The sequence below is a fragment of the Sulfurimonas sp. C5 genome (genome assembly GCF_029872055.1).
Lineage (GTDB): Bacteria > Campylobacterota > Campylobacteria > Campylobacterales > Sulfurimonadaceae > Sulfurimonas.
The window spans coordinates 138,484-156,911 of the sequence record NZ_JARXNQ010000002.1; the positions used below are offsets into that span (position 1 = coordinate 138,484).

18 protein-coding genes are annotated in these 18,428 nt (G+C 33.4%); 10 read left to right on the forward strand and 8 right to left on the reverse strand.

Features of this window, described 5'->3' with window-relative positions; genetic code table 11:
- The first annotated feature begins 2 nt into the window (after positions 1-2).
- Together P6N22_RS04990 and P6N22_RS04995 are read left to right on the forward strand one after the other, a co-directional pair.
- Entirely contained in the window at positions 3-494 is a 492-nt protein-coding gene (locus P6N22_RS04990) for a hypothetical protein (protein WP_280330753.1), read from the forward strand.
- Positions 495-549: 55 nt separating this feature from the next.
- Positions 550-2,883 carry a diguanylate cyclase gene (locus tag P6N22_RS04995; protein WP_280330755.1) on the forward strand — a complete coding sequence of 778 codons (2,334 nt, stop codon included), beginning with the start codon at positions 550-552 and terminating at the stop codon, positions 2,881-2,883.
- Positions 2,884-2,890: 7 nt separating this feature from the next.
- On the opposite strand, the gene P6N22_RS05000 is transcribed toward P6N22_RS04995, so the two are convergent.
- Entirely contained in the window at positions 2,891-3,865 is a 975-nt protein-coding gene (locus tag P6N22_RS05000; RefSeq protein ID WP_280330757.1) for a sensor domain-containing diguanylate cyclase, read from the reverse strand.
- A gap of 232 nt (positions 3,866-4,097) precedes the next feature.
- On the opposite strand from P6N22_RS05000, the gene proB reads away from it, so the two are divergent.
- Positions 4,098-4,859, forward strand: coding sequence for a glutamate 5-kinase (gene proB / locus P6N22_RS05005; RefSeq protein WP_280330759.1), 762 nt, complete (start codon positions 4,098-4,100; stop codon positions 4,857-4,859).
- A 20-nt stretch (positions 4,860-4,879) separates the two neighbouring features.
- Here proB and P6N22_RS05010 read toward each other — a convergent pair whose 3' ends face one another.
- The gene (locus P6N22_RS05010) at positions 4,880-5,404 is read right to left on the reverse strand and encodes a hypothetical protein (RefSeq protein ID WP_280330761.1); all 525 of its coding nucleotides are present in this window, start codon (positions 5,402-5,404) and stop codon (positions 4,880-4,882) included.
- A 98-nt stretch (positions 5,405-5,502) separates the two neighbouring features.
- Here P6N22_RS05010 and P6N22_RS05015 point away from each other — a divergent pair, with 98 nt between their 5' ends.
- Together P6N22_RS05015 and P6N22_RS05020 are read left to right on the forward strand one after the other, a co-directional pair.
- On the forward strand, positions 5,503-6,261 hold the full coding sequence (locus tag P6N22_RS05015; RefSeq protein WP_348542135.1) for an MnmC family methyltransferase: 759 nt from the start codon (positions 5,503-5,505) through the stop codon (positions 6,259-6,261).
- Entirely contained in the window at positions 6,262-7,164 is a 903-nt protein-coding gene (locus tag P6N22_RS05020; protein WP_280330765.1) for a hypothetical protein, read from the forward strand.
- Here the strand turns inward: P6N22_RS05020 and recQ are convergent.
- Genes recQ through P6N22_RS05040 form a run of 4 tightly spaced genes read right to left on the reverse strand, consistent with a single transcriptional unit; the run spans position 7,161 to position 10,439 of the window.
- On the reverse strand, positions 7,161-8,933 hold the full coding sequence (gene recQ, locus P6N22_RS05025; RefSeq protein ID WP_280330766.1) for a DNA helicase RecQ: 1,773 nt from the start codon (positions 8,931-8,933) through the stop codon (positions 7,161-7,163). The two genes, P6N22_RS05020 and recQ, sit on opposite strands and share 4 nt — an antisense overlap.
- Positions 8,933-9,550 carry a riboflavin synthase gene (ribE, locus tag P6N22_RS05030; protein WP_280330768.1) on the reverse strand — a complete coding sequence of 206 codons (618 nt, stop codon included), beginning with the start codon at positions 9,548-9,550 and terminating at the stop codon, positions 8,933-8,935. The genes recQ and ribE overlap by 1 nt, the downstream gene beginning before the upstream one ends.
- Entirely contained in the window at positions 9,550-10,236 is a 687-nt protein-coding gene (locus tag P6N22_RS05035; protein ID WP_280330770.1) for a tetratricopeptide repeat protein, read from the reverse strand. Before P6N22_RS05035 ends, ribE begins: the two co-directional genes overlap by 1 nt.
- The gene (locus tag P6N22_RS05040; protein WP_280330771.1) at positions 10,233-10,439 is read right to left on the reverse strand and encodes a hypothetical protein; all 207 of its coding nucleotides are present in this window, start codon (positions 10,437-10,439) and stop codon (positions 10,233-10,235) included. Before P6N22_RS05040 ends, P6N22_RS05035 begins: the two co-directional genes overlap by 4 nt.
- Positions 10,440-10,584: 145 nt before the next feature.
- Between P6N22_RS05040 and mnmG the strand changes: the two genes are divergently transcribed.
- Positions 10,585-12,471 carry a tRNA uridine-5-carboxymethylaminomethyl(34) synthesis enzyme MnmG gene (mnmG, locus tag P6N22_RS05045; protein WP_280330773.1) on the forward strand — a complete coding sequence of 629 codons (1,887 nt, stop codon included), beginning with the start codon at positions 10,585-10,587 and terminating at the stop codon, positions 12,469-12,471.
- On the opposite strand, the gene thpR is transcribed toward mnmG, so the two are convergent.
- Entirely contained in the window at positions 12,458-12,958 is a 501-nt protein-coding gene (thpR, locus tag P6N22_RS05050) for an RNA 2',3'-cyclic phosphodiesterase (RefSeq protein WP_280330775.1), read from the reverse strand. The two genes, mnmG and thpR, sit on opposite strands and share 14 nt — an antisense overlap.
- 139 nt (positions 12,959-13,097) lie before the next feature.
- On the opposite strand from thpR, the gene P6N22_RS05055 reads away from it, so the two are divergent.
- Together P6N22_RS05055 and P6N22_RS05060 are read left to right on the forward strand one after the other, a co-directional pair.
- The gene (locus tag P6N22_RS05055) at positions 13,098-13,712 is read left to right on the forward strand and encodes a fumarylacetoacetate hydrolase family protein (RefSeq protein ID WP_280330777.1); all 615 of its coding nucleotides are present in this window, start codon (positions 13,098-13,100) and stop codon (positions 13,710-13,712) included.
- A 79-nt stretch (positions 13,713-13,791) separates the two neighbouring features.
- The gene (locus tag P6N22_RS05060; RefSeq protein ID WP_280330780.1) at positions 13,792-14,241 is read left to right on the forward strand and encodes a hypothetical protein; all 450 of its coding nucleotides are present in this window, start codon (positions 13,792-13,794) and stop codon (positions 14,239-14,241) included.
- Here the strand turns inward: P6N22_RS05060 and P6N22_RS05065 are convergent.
- Entirely contained in the window at positions 14,233-14,943 is a 711-nt protein-coding gene (locus P6N22_RS05065) for an SDR family NAD(P)-dependent oxidoreductase (RefSeq protein WP_280330781.1), read from the reverse strand. The two genes, P6N22_RS05060 and P6N22_RS05065, sit on opposite strands and share 9 nt — an antisense overlap.
- Positions 14,944-15,003: 60 nt before the next feature.
- Between P6N22_RS05065 and P6N22_RS05070 the strand changes: the two genes are divergently transcribed.
- Together P6N22_RS05070 and P6N22_RS05075 are read left to right on the forward strand one after the other, a co-directional pair.
- Positions 15,004-15,444, forward strand: a complete 441-nt coding sequence (locus tag P6N22_RS05070; RefSeq protein ID WP_280330783.1) for a helix-turn-helix domain-containing protein — start codon at positions 15,004-15,006, stop codon at positions 15,442-15,444.
- 59 nt (positions 15,445-15,503) lie between these two features.
- Positions 15,504-18,416 (forward strand): tetratricopeptide repeat protein, encoded by a 2,913-nt coding sequence (locus tag P6N22_RS05075; RefSeq protein WP_280330785.1) that lies wholly within the window; start codon positions 15,504-15,506, stop codon positions 18,414-18,416.
- The last annotated feature ends 12 nt before the right edge of the window (positions 18,417-18,428 follow it).

An 18,428-nucleotide genomic window follows, 5' to 3' on the forward strand; every position in this document is an offset into this window, starting at 1 on the left:
TGATGGATTTAGATCAGTTTTTAAAACTATTTAATCCCCTTCCGGGTAACTGCTATATGCAAGTTACCACTAATCCTGACGATACTACTACGGCTCTTGGTGAATTGATGCAAAAGGTTAACGGTGAACTAAGAGTTGTTTACTACACAGAAGATCAGGATTCTTTTGGTGCTCTTAATGTTGAAAAAAAACAACAAGTTGATAATTTTTTAAAACCTTTTCGGGCACTGCCTCGAGACAATGATGTCGTTATTTTTCAAGAAATTCTCTCACAACATACAAAACCGGAACAACTTGTGAAAATTGCCTATACGACTTTAGCTAATGCCGCACATATTATTATTATGGAAAAAAAAGGGAACATGGATATAGAAGCGACAATTGATATGCTTGACAGGTTTGAATTTCGTAGTCCAAATTACATAGATAACGTAGTTGAAGGCTATGATTTAGTAATGGCAAAAAAGCTACATATGTGGGGCAACGGATTATAAAAATTTTTAATTCTATCTATGATAGAATAATCTAACATTAATAAAAAGAGAATATATGAACTGTTTGAAAAACGGCAAGAACCCTTACAAGTTATTTTTTAAAATATTTGGTTCAATCATTACTGTTTCACTTGTAATATATTCCATTTTTCTTTACAACTCTTATCTTTCAATCATACGCGAAACAGACAATCTTCTTGATACAGTTCTCAAACAGAAAACAAAAAATATTACGGCTACACTTGCTCATGTCGAGATGGACCTTGATTATATGGTTGAGTATGTAGAAACAAAAATTAAAAATAATGATACTGAGTTTATTAAGAAAATTGAAACGAATTTTTTCTTATTTGCAAAAAACCATCATCACTACCAACAGTTAAGATACTTAAGCCTGGACGGTAAAGAGATAGTACGTGTTGATTGGATTAATGAACAAGTAGTTAAAAAAACGGATCTTCAAGATAAAAGCTCAAGATATTATTATTTAGAAGCATCAAAACTGCAAGAAAATGAGATTTATGTTTCAGCATTAGACCTAAACATAGAATACGGTAAGATTGAAGAGCCCTATAGACCTATGATCCGCTTTGCAGAACCTGTATTTGTAAATGGTGTAAAACAAGGGTATGTTGTAGTTAATTATTGTGCACAAACACTCTTGGACTCTATTAAAAAATCAGAGAAACATTTAAATAATTTATTGTTAAACAAAGAGGGTTATTACCTGGTTGGAGTAGATAAAAATAGAGAATTTGGTTTTATGTTTAACAAAAGTGAGAATCGGTTTTCAAATGATTATCCTAATGGATGGAAGAAAATTTTAGAAGCTAAAAGTAATGTCTTGGAATTTGATAACAGTTATGCGCATTACATTGCGTATGATCCTGTAAGTGTCATTAGTCCAAACAGGTCAGTTACAAGTGATAGATACTGGTATTTAATCGCATATCATACATATGCCGGGATATATAATGAGTTATACAATATATTTAAATTAAATCTCATTTTTATAATACCTGTTTTGTTAATAGAAATTTTTATATCTTTGATTTTAACAAGGTTCAAAATTAAGGAACTTGAAGCGCAACAGTGCCTTTTGGAACATCAGGAAAAAATTGAAAATTTGGTAAATGAACAAAAAGAGTTATTATCTTTATTTGATATTGGAGATTCTACTTTATTTAAATGGCGTGATGACAAAATTTGGACTGTTGAATATGTATCTAAAAATGTTGAAAAGATGCTCGGCTATACTCAGGAAGATTTTTCTAACGGCTCACTTGCATATCAAAAATGTGTTTATGAAAATGATCTTGCACGGGTTGCAAATGAAGTTGAAAGTGCAAAAGAAAACAAAGTGGATTACTTTACACATGAACCGTATCGTGTAGTGACAAAATCTGGTGAGCTCAAATGGGTAGTAGATTATACAGTTGTCAAAAAAGATGAGGACGGTAAAATTGACTACTTTATAGGCTATATCTCAGATATTACAGAGATGGTGAATGCTCAATATGAATTGCAACATAAACTGCAAGATGTTATTGATACACAGAATTCAATCGTGATATTGACTGACGGAAAAGAACTTAAGTTTGTAAATAAAACATTATTAGACTTTTTTGGATATGAAAGTTTAGAAGCCTTTAGAGAAGACTATGACTGTATATGTGAAAGATTTATAGAACAAGAAAACTTCTTTCACTTAGGTAAGGTGAAAGAGGGTGAAGCACATTGGATTGAAAGTCTTCTAAATCTTAGTGGAAGACAAAGGGTAGTGTCAATGCTTAACTACAGTGTTGAACCGCATGCTTTTGCCGTTTCGATAAATAATTTCGGTGAGCATGAATATATAGTGAATTTTATTGATATCACAGATAGTATGGTGGAGAAACTTGAACTTAAAAAAGAAGCGAGTGTTGATGAATTAACACAGCTTTACAATAGAATATATTTCAATAAAAATATAAGCAAGATTTTACAAATGCAACAAAATCATAATATGCAAACAGGAATAATTTTCTTTGATATAGATCATTTTAAAAGGGTGAACGACACTTACGGACACGATGCAGGAGATAAGGTTCTACAACAAGTAGCTTCAATTGTAAATAAACATACAAGATTAAATGATAAAGTTATAAGATGGGGCGGAGAAGAGTTTGTCATAATAACTGAAGTGGATACAAAAGAGTCTTTACAAAACATAGCGGAACATTTAAGGGTAGAGATTCAAAAGTCTGAGTTTCAAGATGTCGGTTCTGTAACTTGTAGTTTTGGATGTCAAATGCATAATGATACAGATGATATTTTAGAGACTATTAAAAAAGCTGATGAGAAATTGTATATTGCTAAAGAGAGCGGCAGAAATAAAGTAATAATATGATTATTACTTAATTATTTTCATAGAGGACAACTTTATTACGTCCAGAGTTCTTGGCGTCATACATAGCTGAATCTGCAGCAGATATTAAAGCCTCCATGGAATCTGCATCTTTGGGATAAGAAGCAACCCCTAAACTGGCTGTAATAAAGAGTCTTGTTGTTTCATCGACAGCAATAGGATCTTTTACAATACTTGCTAGTAGCCTTTGTGCCAGTATTTCCGCTTCAGTATTTTCTGTAAAAGGCAATACGATTAAGAACTCTTCACCACCGTAACGTGCGACATAATCTGTTTCACGCACTGTAATATTAAGGATTTTTGAAAATTCTTGAAGTACAAAATCTCCTGCACAATGACCGTGTCTATCGTTGATATTTTTAAAATGATCGACATCTAAAAGAATACATGATATTGGATGGTTATATCGTTTTGCTTCCAATAAATCTTTTTCTAAACGACTTTCAATTGTTTTTCTATTACATAGGCATGTTAGCGAGTCATGAGTTGCCAAGTAGTTCATCTCTTTTTCAAGAAGTTTACGATCTGTAATCTCTTCAATAATCCCCTCAATAACAGGTATCCCTTCTTGGTTTACATCGATATAACTGTGAACAGAAATATATCTTTGTGAACCGTCTGGATGTGTGAAGTCTATCTCCATATAGTTATGCTTTACTTTTTTTTCTTGAAGAGTTTTAAAAAATTCAAAACATGTAGTTATGGATTCATCAGACCAGTTAATGTATTTAATCCAATAAGAATCAAATACTTGTTGTCTGGAAATACCAAAGATGTGTTCGACTGCACCGGAAAGATACAAAAGTTTATTGCTGTTGAGGTCATGACTGTAAAATACAAATTTTTCTTCCAGACGTTTAACAATACGTTGGAGAAATTCAGCGGGTAATGTATCATCGTTGTTTTCAGGGATGAAAGGAGTATTTGCAGTTTTTGAAATAATACGTGTAGCTGTGTTTTCCACTCAAATGCCTCCTTCAAGATTTTTTGAAAAACCTCAGAAATAATTACTTTTTCTTAATTACTGTATAAGCAGCCCTAATGTTTTGTTAAAATTGGTTATAGTATACAATAAAATATGTAAAATAACAAAATTAAACTAAAAAATATTTACAACAAATAGCCTGAGAGTCTTCTTTTACTTCATACTAAGTTTGATATGTTATATTGAACAAAACGGCTGAAAGGATAAATAATTGAAAAGAATAGTATTTAAAGTAGGGAGTAGTGTTTTAACAAATAGAGATGAAGTAGCTAAAGAGAGGATGTTAAATCTTGTTTCACTAATCGCAGAAGCAAGAAAAAAATATGAAGTAATCCTTGTAACATCAGGAGCGGTAGCTTCGGGGTATACGGCACTTAAAATTGATAGAAAGAAAGCAGTAAGCAAACGACTTTTGGCATCAGTAGGACAACCGATTCTCATGCATAGTTATAAAAACAAGTTTGATATATACGGCGTAGATATTGCACAAATTCTTTTAACGGAGGAGGATTTTGACTCCCGAGTACATACGAAAATTTTTCAAGATATTATAGATAGTGCATTGGCAAACGGCATTATACCGATTGTAAATGAAAATGATATTTCTACTATCCCAGATCAACTTTTTGGAGATAATGATCAACTCTCAGCACACGTAGCACATTATACAAATTCAGATACGCTTATAATTCTTAGTGATATTCAAGGTTACTATGAAGAAAATCCGAAAAAAAATCCAAATGCCAAACTTTTACAAGAGGTGAATGAAATTACAAATGAAGATCTTAATCAAGAACATTCCCCAAACAATGAATTCGCCTCTGGCGGCATAGTAACAAAACTAAAAGCTGCAAAATACATGATGGATAACGGTAGAAGTATGTTCTTATGTAGTGGATTTGATCTTAAAGCTGCAAAAGATTTTTTATTTTCTGAGAAGTATGAAAGCGGAACTCTATTTAGAAAAAAATAGAGTTCTTTGCCATTATAGAGTTATTCTTGAGCAGCTTCAGCATTTACTGTTACAGGAGCAGCATTTAGCATTAAGATGCTTTTCTTAACATTACTGATGTGTACCCAAAAACCGATAAGACCAACTAAAGCAACAAGACCGAATAATGGGAAAATAAAACTAGCAATAGAGCTTCCGTACCAAACCCATCCCCAAACGTTACTATACATTTTAATATCGTTAAAAGTTAGATTTCTTTCTGCAACAAAAGCTTGAAACTGAGTATTGAGTTTTAAAAGTGTTACAGGAATAGCAACAAGTGACCAAATTGGAATAAGTTGTGTCCAGATCCAAACACCGCTAGTATTGTTCATAGGATTTGATGTAGTCATTACTTTTGCAAAAGAGCTTTGTGATAGTAAGAACAGAATAATAAGAGCAAGATATACTAGAAAAAATAATATAACAACTCCGCCCATCGCTGCTATAACACTATTATTACTGCCTGCTAATAATGGTGTTGCCAATAGTCCTAAACCAAGTAAAAGTTTCCCTAAAATCTTCATTTTACCCCTTTTTTTGTTAAAATTATAAGTATAATAAATCAATATAGCTTATAATATCATTAACATTATTGTTATTTTTAGTTAAATTTTGAAAGTGAGTGAGTTTGAATAGTTTCGATGATGAGATGCATAAATTAGTTTTAAGTGAAGATGGTAGTTATACGGCATATTCTAGAGAATATGATGAACATTATCACTCTACAAAAGACGGTGCACTTAAGGAAAGTTTACAAAAACATGTAATTCCAGCTTTCACCATCCACAAAAATAAAAGTGAACTGCATATTTTAGACATATGTTTTGGACTCGGTTTTAATACGTTGGCAACATTATGGTATCACCAACAAAATGGTTTAAACTGTAAGTTATATATCTATTCTCCAGAGCTTGACAGTGATCTTGTACATTCTTTAAAAGATTTTACGTATCCTGAAGAGTTTGAATGTTTTTCAAATGTAATTGAGGATCTCAGCGAGCAGGGCTGGTATGAAGATGAAGAATTTTCCATAGAACTGTTTTTAGGGGATGCAAGAGAGTATATCAAAAGATTTGAAAACCAGTTTGATATTGTTTATCAAGATGCTTTTAGCCCCTCTGCTAATCCTATTCTTTGGACACAGGAGTATTTTGCAGACATTGCAAAAGCGATAAAAAAAGAGGGTGTACTGACTACTTATTCGATAGCGCTAAAAACAAGGCTGGCATTACATCTAAATGGTTTTCACGTTTATCTCAATAAAGGTGAAGATTTTAGAAGTGCAACTTTAGCTTCATTGTCTAATATAGAAGGTTATGAAGAAGTGGATGTGGAACATAAGCTTCAGTGTAATCCAGATGTGGAACCGTTAAGAGATTAAATGAAACTTCTTCTTGCTTTTGTTTTAACCTTTTGGATTTCATTGATTCTACAAGCAGATGTGCAAGAAGTAGGGAAAGCAAATATTAATTCCATATTGATCTTTTCATCCCAAAAAGGATTAAATTCTGGAATTTACCATTTTAAAAATAGAGGAATATCATTAGAGATATATCATCTTCCAATCAGATATGATTTTCCTTCAAAAAGTGCTTGGAATTATTATATAAAAGGTGATTTGAGTTTTAGCCGGGTATCAGTGAGCCAACATACACTTCAGCCTTATGAATCAGTGATTGCTTACGGTACAAGTATTGATACCTATATAGGTGGTTTGGGAGGAGGTATAAGATACATATTTGGGCATGGATTCAGTGCTTCTATAGGTGGTGAAATACTTTATTCCCGATCGGCTGTGAAGTTGGGAGAAGCAAATGTTCAAAATACCGTAAAAAATTTATTTGGTAATGATTTTAATACAAATCTTACATATGAATTTGAAGCAAGTCTCAATTACATGGATGTGTTTAACGAGTATAAAATATATGCCGACTTCGAATACAAACTTTATGAAACAAAAACAAATTTTTCATTAGGGGAATTAGACGGTTTTAGGAGTGAATCATCTGTGATGAGCTTTTCTACAGGTTTTGAAACACCCAGTATTTTTGATTTTGGTACAAACTATTTAACGTTTGAAGGACGGGTATATGAATATTTTTTGAATGGGACGGTTGTAAATACTACAGGAGTAGACCGTTATACAACTATGAGTGGTACTATGTATCTTTATGTCCCGAATCAATATGATTATATAGAACGTTTTTTTGTTGAAGTGAGTTCTGCACAGTCAGAATCGATAGAGGGGTATAATATAGGAGTTGGTTTTAGTATGAAGTTTTAAGAGTTGATAATGTTTAAAAACTCTTCACCGTATTGTTGATATTTTTTAATTCCTACACCGTTAACCTCTAACATCTCCTCTTTTGATGTCGGCATCTCGTTTGCAAGATGTTTTAATGTTTTGTCGCTGAAAATTATATATGCAGGTACTTCAAGCTCCTCTGCCAGCTCTTTACGTTTTTCACGAAGCCTTTCAAATAAAGAACGGTCATAATCGAACTCACCCTCTTGTTGTTTTGCTCTGTGCTTTTCTAAACTATTAAGACGTGAAGCTTTGATCGAAACACTTTGTTGCGATCGTAAAATATTTGCAGCTTCTTGAGTGAGTTTGAGTGCTTGAAACTCCCCTAAAGTGATGATTTGCAACTCTATGAGACGCTCTACAATGACAAACCACTCTTTTTTGCCAAGATGACTGCCAATTCCATAAACTGAAAGTTTATCTGCTTTATTGGCTAATAGTTTTTGATCTGTTGAACCCCGAAGTACATCGATAATGTAGTTTTTCCCAAATGTCTGATCAGTTTTATAAATACAGCTGAGTAGCATTTGTGCTTCTTTTGTAATATCTCTGCTCTCATCATCGCTTAAACAGTTTTCACATCTTTCACCACACTCTTCGATCGCATCATTAAAGTAAGAAGCCAACTGCTGATGAAAACAAAGCTCGCTTGTCGCATATTTATAGATAGTATTGATCTTTTCTGCCAAGTGTTCTTTGTAAATTGGATCGGCAATCTCATCAAGATAGCGTTTATGCTGCATAATATCGCCCGCATTAAAAAGTAGTAATACTTCTGAATTTTCTCCGTCACGTCCCGCACGCCCTATCTCTTGGTAATAGTTTTCTAGAGATTTCGGCAGGCTCATATGCACTACAAAACGGATGTCAGCCTTATCAATACCCATACCAAAAGCAATTGTAGCGACCATAATGTTTACGCGATCATTTACAAAAAGTTTGAAATTGTGTTCACGAATATGCTGAGGTAGCCCTGCATGATAGGGAAGTGTTTTATATCCTGCCTGATTCAAATAAGAGCTGAGATCTTCCGCTTTTTTTCTTGAACTTACATAGATGATTCCGGCTTCTTCTTTATGATTTAATAGAAAATTTTTGAGTTGTGCCTGACCGTTTGATATTCGTCTCTCTACAGAGATAAAAAGATTTTTACGAAATATTTTTCCTTTAAGAAGCAGAGGATTTTGTAGTTGCAATTCTCTTAGAATATCTTCTGTTACATGATGCGTTGAAGTAGCTGTAAATGCTGCAATTACTTTATCTGGAAAGTTATATTTTAATTGCCCTAAAGAACGGTAATCATCGCGAAATTCATGTCCCCATTGAGAGATACAGTGTGCTTCATCGATTACAAAAAAATTGATCTCAATGTTACGAAGTATCTCTAGTGTATGAGGATTATTCAGTCTCTCAGGTGAGAGATATAAAAACTTGAGTTTGTTGGCGTATAAAGCTCTTATTGTCTCCTCAATCTCATCAAAGTTCTGAGCTGATGAAAGCATTGCAGCAGAGATCCCTTGTGCTTGCAGAGAAGCTACTTGATCCTGCATAAGGGCAATAAGCGGAGAAATAACAATTGTAACTCCTGACATCATCATTGTAGGGAGTTGATAGACTAAACTTTTTCCACCACCGGTCGGTAGAATCATTAAAAGGTCACGACCTTCCAAGATCGCATCAACACCTTCTTCTTGAAGTTCTCTAAAGCTGTTATGCCCAAAGAACTCTTTTAAAACTTTTTGTTTCATTAATATAGAGATGTAATCGAATCAACTTGGTCCCAAGTAAGGGAATCTTGAGATGTTTGATGTTTGAGAATATGTGCGATGTAGCGTGCAAACATATCTGTTTCTATATTTACACGTGAGCCTTTTTTGTAGTTTTTAAAGAGTGTTTCTTTCATTGTGTGGGGAATGATCGTAAGGCGGAAGCTGTCATTGAAAACTTCATTGATTGTCAGGCTTACACCGTCAATTGTGATTGAGCCTTTTGGTACGATATAAGGGATAAATTTTTTGTCCAGTTTTACAAAAACATCGAATGAGTTGCCGTTGTCTTTGATATCTGTTATTTCACCGATTGTATCGACATGCCCTTGAACAATGTGCCCTTCAAAACGATCACCCATCGCCATTGCAGGTTCGATATGTACTTCGTTTTTGTAGTTCTCGATTGCTAGAAGTTTTTGGCTCTCTGGTGAGAGTTCGACACAAAAGCCGTCATGAGAAGTTTCAATTACGGTTAAACATGCACCGTTGATCGCAATACTGTCGCCAAGTTTTGCTTTATGCGATGAGCGGATGCAGAGTTTACTTCCTACAAAACTTTTAACAGTTGCAACTTCTCTGATTAGGCCTGTGAACATTAGAACACTATCTTTCCGTCTTCTTGTAGACCACGGATGATCTCTTTTGCACGTTCATGCCCTTTGTATGCAGCTTTTCTACAAAGGTCAAGCGCTTTGTCGTTGTCTTGTTCACAACCGATCCCTTGATCGTACAGCAGACCTAGATTGTACAGACCTTGTGCCAGACCGCCTTCAGCCGCGCGTGAGAAACAGATGAAACATCTTGCATCGTCTTGATTTACACCCAGACCATCTTTATATAGAGTCCCCAGGTTGTTAAATGCTTCAAGATTACCGCGTTTTGCAGCTTCTTCATACCAAAATGCAGCCTCTGAATAGTTTTGTACACATCCAAGACCGCGCTCAAGCATAAGTGCTACTTCGTATTGTGCTTGAGGTACTTCACGGATTGCAGCCTCCATAAAAAGCTCATGTGCTTTGAACTGATCGTGTTCTACACCGCCTAAACCGTTTGCATATAAAATAGCAAGGTTGAAAAGTCCGTATGGCTGTTTCGCTTCTGCAGCTTTTGTGTAGAACTCAAATGTTTTTTCATTATTTTGTTCACACCCTTGCCCCATTTGGTACATATATCCTAAAGATGCCTGTGCATCAGGATTACCTTGTTCGGCAAGTTCAGTATAAAGTTTAAAAGCCGTTTCATAATCACCGGCAGTATAAGCATTATGTGCGTTTTGTATCATTGCTTTTCGTTCTCTGTTCTAATGTTTTGTCTAAAGGTTGTTTGATTCCCTTTAGCTTTTGCTTTTGCTTCTCTAATTTTGTCTAACAGGTTCTCTTTTGTTTCGAGTCTGTTTTCTCTTAATTCAAAATCAGTCATACCATCGATTTCAGCATCATACTCTAAAATTTCCGGTTTATAATCTTTAAATAAATCGTCACTCATCTTAAAAAGCCTAATTAGTTTAGTTTTTATTATGCAAATGATACTTAAAAATGATAAAATTCCATTTAAAATTAATGTTTAAGTATGATTTAGAATAAATACCTGAGCTTTGGTATTTTTTCTAAATTGTACAATGAGGGTGCTTATGGAATATGATGTAATCGTTGTCGGTGGTGGTCATGCGGGTATAGAAGCTGCATTTTCTGCTGCTCGTATGGGTAATAAAACTTTAATGGTTTCAATGCTCGCTGAAAACGTGGGTGCTACTTCTTGTAATCCTGCCGTAGGCGGACTTGCAAAAGGACACTTAGTTCGCGAGATCGATGCACTTGGCGGTGAGATGGGTCTTATTACTGACGAAGCCGGTATCCAGTTTAGAATTCTAAACCAGACAAAAGGACCTGCAGTTCGTGGAAGCCGTGCTCAGATTGATATGGACAAATACCGTGTTATTGCAAGAAACAAAGTACTTCACGAACCGAATTTGGATCTTGTGCAAGAGACGGTTGAGTCTTTAATTATTGAAGACAATGAAGTTAAAGGTGTAATTACACAACTTCTAAATGAATACCGTGCAAAAAAAGTGATCATCACTTCGGGAACTTTCTTAAACGGTGTAATCCACATCGGTGAGACAAAACAAGTAGGCGGGCGTTTTGGAGAAAATGCTTCTGTAGGGCTAAGTGCATCATTAAAAGAAGCTGGTCTGATTATGGATAGACTAAAAACGGGAACGTGTGCGAGAATCGATAGTTCTACGATCGACTTTTCTGTAATGGAGGAGCAAGACGGTGACGAGCTTCCAAATCCATTCTCTTTTAGAACTGATCGCGCGGAGTTCAGACGTACGAAAAAACAGCTTCCATGTTTCATTGCATATACAAATGAAGAGACACATAACATTATTGAGTCAAACTTTTACCGTGCACCGCTTTTTACAGGTCAAATTGAGGGTGTGGGACCTAGATATTGTCCATCGATTGAAGATAAGATCAATAGATTCCGTGATAAAGACAGACACCATCTTTTCATAGAACCTCAAACTGCAGACAATACGGAAGTATACGTAAACGGTATGAGTACGTCACTTCCACCTGATGTTCAGCGTGACATGATCCACTCTGTTAAAGGGATGGAAAATGCGAAAATCGTTCGTTATGGTTATGCGATCGAGTATGACTTTGTTGATCCAAGAGAGTTAAAACACTCGTTGGAGACTAAAAAGATCAAAGGGCTTTATTTAGCTGGTCAGATTAACGGAACAACTGGTTATGAAGAAGCTGCAGCTCAAGGGATTATGGCGGGTATAAATGCGGCACTTTCAATTCAAGGGAAAGAGCCTTTAGTACTTCGCCGTGACGAAGCGTACATCGGTGTACTTATTGACGACCTAGTGACAAAAGGGACAAAAGAACCATATAGAATGTTCACGTCTCGTGCAGAGTACAGACTACTTCTTCGTGAAGAGAGTGCAGATACGAGACTTAGCCACTACGGACATGAAATAGGTCTTTTAGATGATGAAACATATGCAAAAGTACAACAAAAAGACAAAGATATCCAAGAGGGCTACAAACTTTTAGAAGAAACACGTTTTACTCCTAACAAAGAAGTGAATGCACTGCTTGCATCAATGGATGAAGAGCCAATTAAAGATGTATCAACAGCTCAGCAGTTAGTTGCACGTAAAAGCTTTGACATTGAAAAGATGGTTAAACTTGTTCCTGAACTTGCAACGTATGATGAGTATATCAAAGAGGAGATTCTTGTAGAGGGGAAATATGCCCGTTACATTGAAAAACAAAGTGAAGAGATCGAGAAGATGAAAAAATATCTTCAAGTGAAAATTCCTGAAGATTTTGACTTTACAAAAGTGAGCGGTCTGAGCAAAGAGATCCAAGAAAAACTTGGCAAGTTCAACCCGCCGACACTTCAAACAGCAATGAACATTAGTGGTATCACTCCTGCTGCCATTGAAATTTTACATATCTATATTAAAATGGAAAGTAAAAAGCAGTCTAAAAACTCTTAATAGATGTGTATACGGCACCTCCAGGGTGGCGTATCTCGCTTTCCATCAAATGAAGCGTCGTTTCAACGCTACCGAGATCTTCATTTTTATAACTTTCAAGTACCTCTTTAAAACTATCTATATCTGTGATATTTTTTATTCTCATAAGAGTGACATGTGGGACAAATTCCTTTGTCTGTTTCAAAGAGAATTTTTTGGAAATAGAGTCGCTTAATCTTGCAATCCCCATACTTGTACTTTTGGCATATAAAATTTTATTTGTTTTAAAATAATCTAAACCAGACAGAGTTTGTGTAGGAATAGGGGTAATCAATTTCGGCAGTTTTTCCAGTATTTCTTCTACACTATATTTGTTTCCAAAATAATTGATCGTCAGATGGAGGTTTTCATCTGGTACCCATCTTCCTTCAAGAAGATTGGCAAAATCAGACTGTATGTTTTCATAGTTATTTAGGTTGGCTTTTAAAGCTAAAAAGAGAGGTTTCATACTTTTATTACCCTCAAGGATAGTTTGTGTGTTCATTATAGCAAAAGAGAAAATACAAAGCTGGAGATTTTAAACAAATTAAATTATTTTATAGTACAATCTTTGGCATAAGACAATGCAAAAATAAGGTAGAGATCTTATGAGAACAATAAAGTTTGAAGACAAAGAGATATGTCCGAGCAAAATAGTTTGTATAGGACGTAACTATGTAGAGCATATTTATGAACTCGGTAATGAGATACCAGAGAGCATGGTAGTATTTAACAAGCCGAATACGGCACTTTCAAAAGAGTTGCATTATTATAATGAAGATACTCGTTTTGAGGGTGAGATCTGTTTTTTAATTGAGAGTTCTCAAATAGCGGGAATCGGTTTCGGGCTTGATCTGACACATGCAGATATACAGAATAAAATGAAAGAAAAAGGGTTGCCGTGGGAACGTGCCAAAGCGTTTGACGGTTCTGCCGTTCTTGGGCACTTTATTGAATTTCACGGAGATGTAAAACAGCTTAGATTTGAGCTATATATTAATGATGAGCTTCGACAGGAAGCTACGTATGATCTAATGATTTATAAGCCTGATGTGATGATAAATGAGATTGAGAGTTTTATGAGTTTATGTGACGGTGATGTTATTATGAGCGGTACTCCTAAAGGGGTTGGAAACTATAAAGTTGGTGATGTTTTTAAAGGTATTATCTATTATAAAGATGAGATTTTATTGGAATCTTTTTGGAGGGTTAAAAACCTTTAAAGTAATTATTGTGTTTATATTTCATTATCTTTGATTTACTAAACTTGTTACATACCTTTATGAAACAGGAGAAAAAGATATGAATAAAAAAATAATAATTTTTACAGTATTAATAACAAATATAACGTTTGCTTACGCTTTACCTGTAGAGGTAAGGGAAGTAAGTACAACTTCAGAGAGCAGAAAAAATTCTGAAACTTTAGCAAGTATGAGTGTTGAAGCACTTCATGAAAGAGGTTTGGAAAAAGATACTGCAAAGAATAAAGTTTTACAATCTTTAAAGCATGGCGAACACCTAAGCCATATAATGGCACAAAATATTATAAAACATTTTGATGAGGTGGAACATAATGATATTGTTTCACATATTTCTGATGCTGCTTTATTTGGAAAAAGTATAGATCTAAGTTCTTATGAACATCTTATCTCATTTGCACAAAAAACTAAAAAGCTGACTTTAGATCAAGGGAATTTAGAAAAGCTTCAAAAAATATCCCTTGAAAATCAAAGTTTTGCAAATTTATCTTAAAGATTGTGCAAACTGATCAGTAACACTTTTAGGGTCATGAGTAAGACCTTCTTTGATCATTTTTGCAAACTCATCGGGATAGATCTCCGTTTGATCTGTTTGCAGAGCCATTATAATCTCATCTGCTATAGATTCCGGTGATGCCTTGGGCATACTTTCATCCGGAGTCATTTTTGTATCGATTGGACCAGGCAGTACTTCAAGTACGGTAATCCCTTTTGAATTCATATGCGCTCTTATTGCCTGTGTCAGTGAATGCAAGGCACTTTTAGAAGCAGAGTAAAGACCCATAACAGGAAGATTACAAAGTGCTAAAATAGAAGTAATGTTTACGATAGCACCGCCATTATTTATTTTGTCAGATAAGAGTTGCGTTATTTTTAACGTCCCTTGCACATTGATCGTAAAATCTGCATAGCAATCTTCAAAAATTGTTTTGCCGCTGTTAACACCTGCATTATTGATAAGCAGATCAATATTTTCAACAGATGCCAAGTTGTTTTCCAACATAGTGTGATCTGAAAGGTCTAATTGAATAAGTGAAATTTTATCCGATAATTTTTCCAAATTTTGAGTATTTTTTAAGTCTCTTACTCCACAATATACTTTTTCAATATTATTCTCCAGCAAAGCCTTTACAATCGCTAAACCCAATCCGCCGTTTGCTCCAGTTACCAAGGCTATTTTATTTGTTAAATTCATTTTATTTCTCTCTTTGATATTTCGTGATATGCTTCAAAAGTATAGAATAAAATACAAATAATGTCAACTAGGTTTACAATGTCTTTATGTTTTTTATCATTAGAAACGGGAAAAATATTTAATAAAGTGATTTTACAGCGATTACAGCAACAAGGCTTTGAAGGTTTGAGCGAAGCACTCATCATTCTATTTCCCTATATCGATCAGGCTGGGGAGATCTCAAGTTCTGAACTCTCGCGTCAGCTTGGATATTCAAGACAAGCGATGCATAAAAATATAAAAAAGCTTGAAGAGCTTGATTATGTACAATTGAGTACAGAAAAAAATCAAAAAGAGAAGATGATCAGCTTTACCGCTAAAAGTAAAAATTTAATGGCAGAGGCAAATAAAATCATTGAAGAGATTGAAAAAGAATTAAGTACTCTTATAGGGAAAGAGGAACTTGAAACCTACAAGAGTAATCAGGCAAAAATATACGCTAGTTTAAATTCACTTCTGTAAATATAAAAGATTAAGACATAACAATATAAAATACCTTATCAATAGTGAAAAGGTGTATAGTGAGCGATATTTTATCTTCTCATCCTTGGCTTGCATGTCAATTGGGTCAAAAGGAATTAGAAAATTTAGTTAAAAAAATTGAAGAATTTGAATTAGATCAACAAAAGTTTGTAAATTGGTTTTCAAATTTTAAAGATCCAAAAGAGTATGAACTCGCTCTAAAACTATTTGACCTCATTGATTTTAGAAATAGTAAAAGACTCATAGATACTATTAAAACATATAAAACCCAAATCGATCAATGCAAATATGAATTAGATAAAAAAAATATTATTTTAGTAAGTTCAGATGAAAATACAGATAGTTCAAATCGTTTTATTTATGATCTTGCAAAAGAGTGGAAAATCCATGAGAATAATGTTTTTAAAGCTTCAGAATTAAAAGAAGATATACTAAAAGATAGTTCTAATTTTTTTATATTTTTTAATGATACACACGGTACAGGGAATCAGTTCGTAACAGAATTTAAAGATATTATAGAGTCTATAGATGAAAAGAACTGCGCTATTATCTGCATCACTATTACAGATATTGCACTTAAAAGATTTCAAGAAGAATTTTCAGATATTGCATTTATACAGCCAAATTTTCAATCTACTAAAAATATTCAAAAACATCATGCGGAACAAAAGCTGACTCAAGAAGAGTTAGACCTTATAAAAAAGTTAGGTGAAAAAGTATATCCTAGTCATCCCTTAGGATACAAAGAATCTTCTCTTTTAATAGCATATTCTCATCAATGTCCGAACAATACTTTGCCAATCATATGGGCAAATGGAGAGAATAATGAAGTAAAAGCTAAAGCTTATCCTTGGCATCCTTTATTTGAATATAAAAAGATTAAAAAAGAAATTGCTAGATCACAAGAAGTTGATGAAAAAAACCTTACCGCTTTACCACCTAGAAATCCTGATTTTATTGGGAGAGTTGATGAATTAAAAGCGATACAAGAAAATCTGCAAAGTAATAAACTTATTTATATTGTAAATGGTATAGGAGGTGTAGGTAAAAGTGAAGTCTCATATGAGTATTTTCATAAACATAAAGATGAGTATAAAAAAGTAGCTTTCATAGAACTCTCAAATGAAGAGTTGTCCTTAGAAGATATTTTCCTTATAAATTTTAAAGAGATGTTTCAACTTAATAGTTTTGATGCAATTATTAGAAGACTTCAAGAGTATCCTGAAAGAAATCTGTTTTTAATAGATAACCTTGAGAGAATAGAAGATTTTGAAAAACTAAAAGCTTTAAATACAAACTTTGATATGTTAATTACAAGTAGACAAACAGATATAGATACAAACCATCAGTTAAATTTAGAAACACTTTTAAGAGAAGATGCAAGAGAACTTTTTTTAAGCATCTATAAAACCGATGAAGATATTGAAGATATACTTGACTATCTTGACAACCATCCTCTGTTTATAAATCTGATGGCTAAGTCTTTGGTGAGAAAATATATCACTTTAAATGAGTTAAGAGATGATATAAAAAACAATACAATTGCAAAAATTCAGTCAAAAGACAGACAAACATTTGATGAGCATTTGAAAAAAATTTTTAATAAACAGTTTGAAAATGAGAAAGATAAAGAGTTAAAACTGCTTTTACAAAAACTTTCAATTTTCCCATCGGTTGAGATAAGCTTTGAAATATATGATAAGCTGCTTGAAGTCGAAAGAACTCAGCTTCAACAGCTTGTAGATAAAGGGTGGCTTATTCATAAAGATGGTCAATATAAATTGCATCAGATTATTAAAACTTTTATATTGACATCGTATCCACCTGAGTATGAAGAAATAATTCCTATATTTGAAAATGTAGCAAATTACATTGATCCTTATGATTCAACTTTGGTAATTAATTTACTTACTCATTATATCTCTATTATTGAGTCTTTTTTAAGCTTTTATAAAAATCAGAAAGATGGATATATAGCAGGACTATTAGATTCTTTAACATATTTATATTTTGGAGTAGCAGATTATGAAATTGCTTTGAATATACAGAATAATGCAAAAGAGATAAGAGAAAGTTCCCAAAATAGTGACGAGTTATCAATAGCTAAAAGCTATAACCTTTTAGGAGTTATTTTAAATGAACAAGGACAATATGAAGAGGCATTAGACTGGATTGAAAGAGCTTTAGTAATACAGGAAAAAATATTAGAAATAGACCATCCTGATAAAATAGTTACATATAACAATATAGCTTCAGTATATATTAACAAAAAAGATTATAAAAAAGCTTTAGAGTGGTATGATAAAGCTTTAGAAATAGAAAAAAAGTTAGTAGAAATAAACCCGCTTGATATTGTAATAACATATAATGGTTTTGCTTTAGTGTATAGTCAAAGAACGAAATATAAAGAAGCTTTGGAATGGTATGATAAAGCTTTAGAAATAGAGGAAAAAATGTTAGAAGCAAATCATCCAAATATAGCGGTGACGTATAATAATATAGCTACTACTTATTCTTCAAAAGGCAGTGATGAAGATGCATTAGAATGGCATGGAAAAGCTTTAGATATTAAAGAAAAAGTTTTAGGTATAAATCATCCTAGTACAGCTACAACATATAATAATATAGCTACAGTATATAGTTCAAAAAGAAAATACCTAGAAGCTTTAGAATGGTATTTAAAGGCTTTAAAGATAAGGGAAAAAATATTAGGAAACAATCATATTGATACAATATCAACGTATCAAAACATAGCTTTTGTTTATAAAAAACAGAAGTTTTGTAAAAAAGCTTTAGAATATTTCAAAAAAGCTTTAAATGCTTGTGAACAAACTGATTATAGTCGAGATAAAATATTACAAATAAATAGATCAATTAAAGATATAGAAAAACTACAAAAACAAGAAAACAAGGCAAAATTTAAAGATAAGGGTCGTTTTTGTCAAGAGTAGAAAGAGAACTTT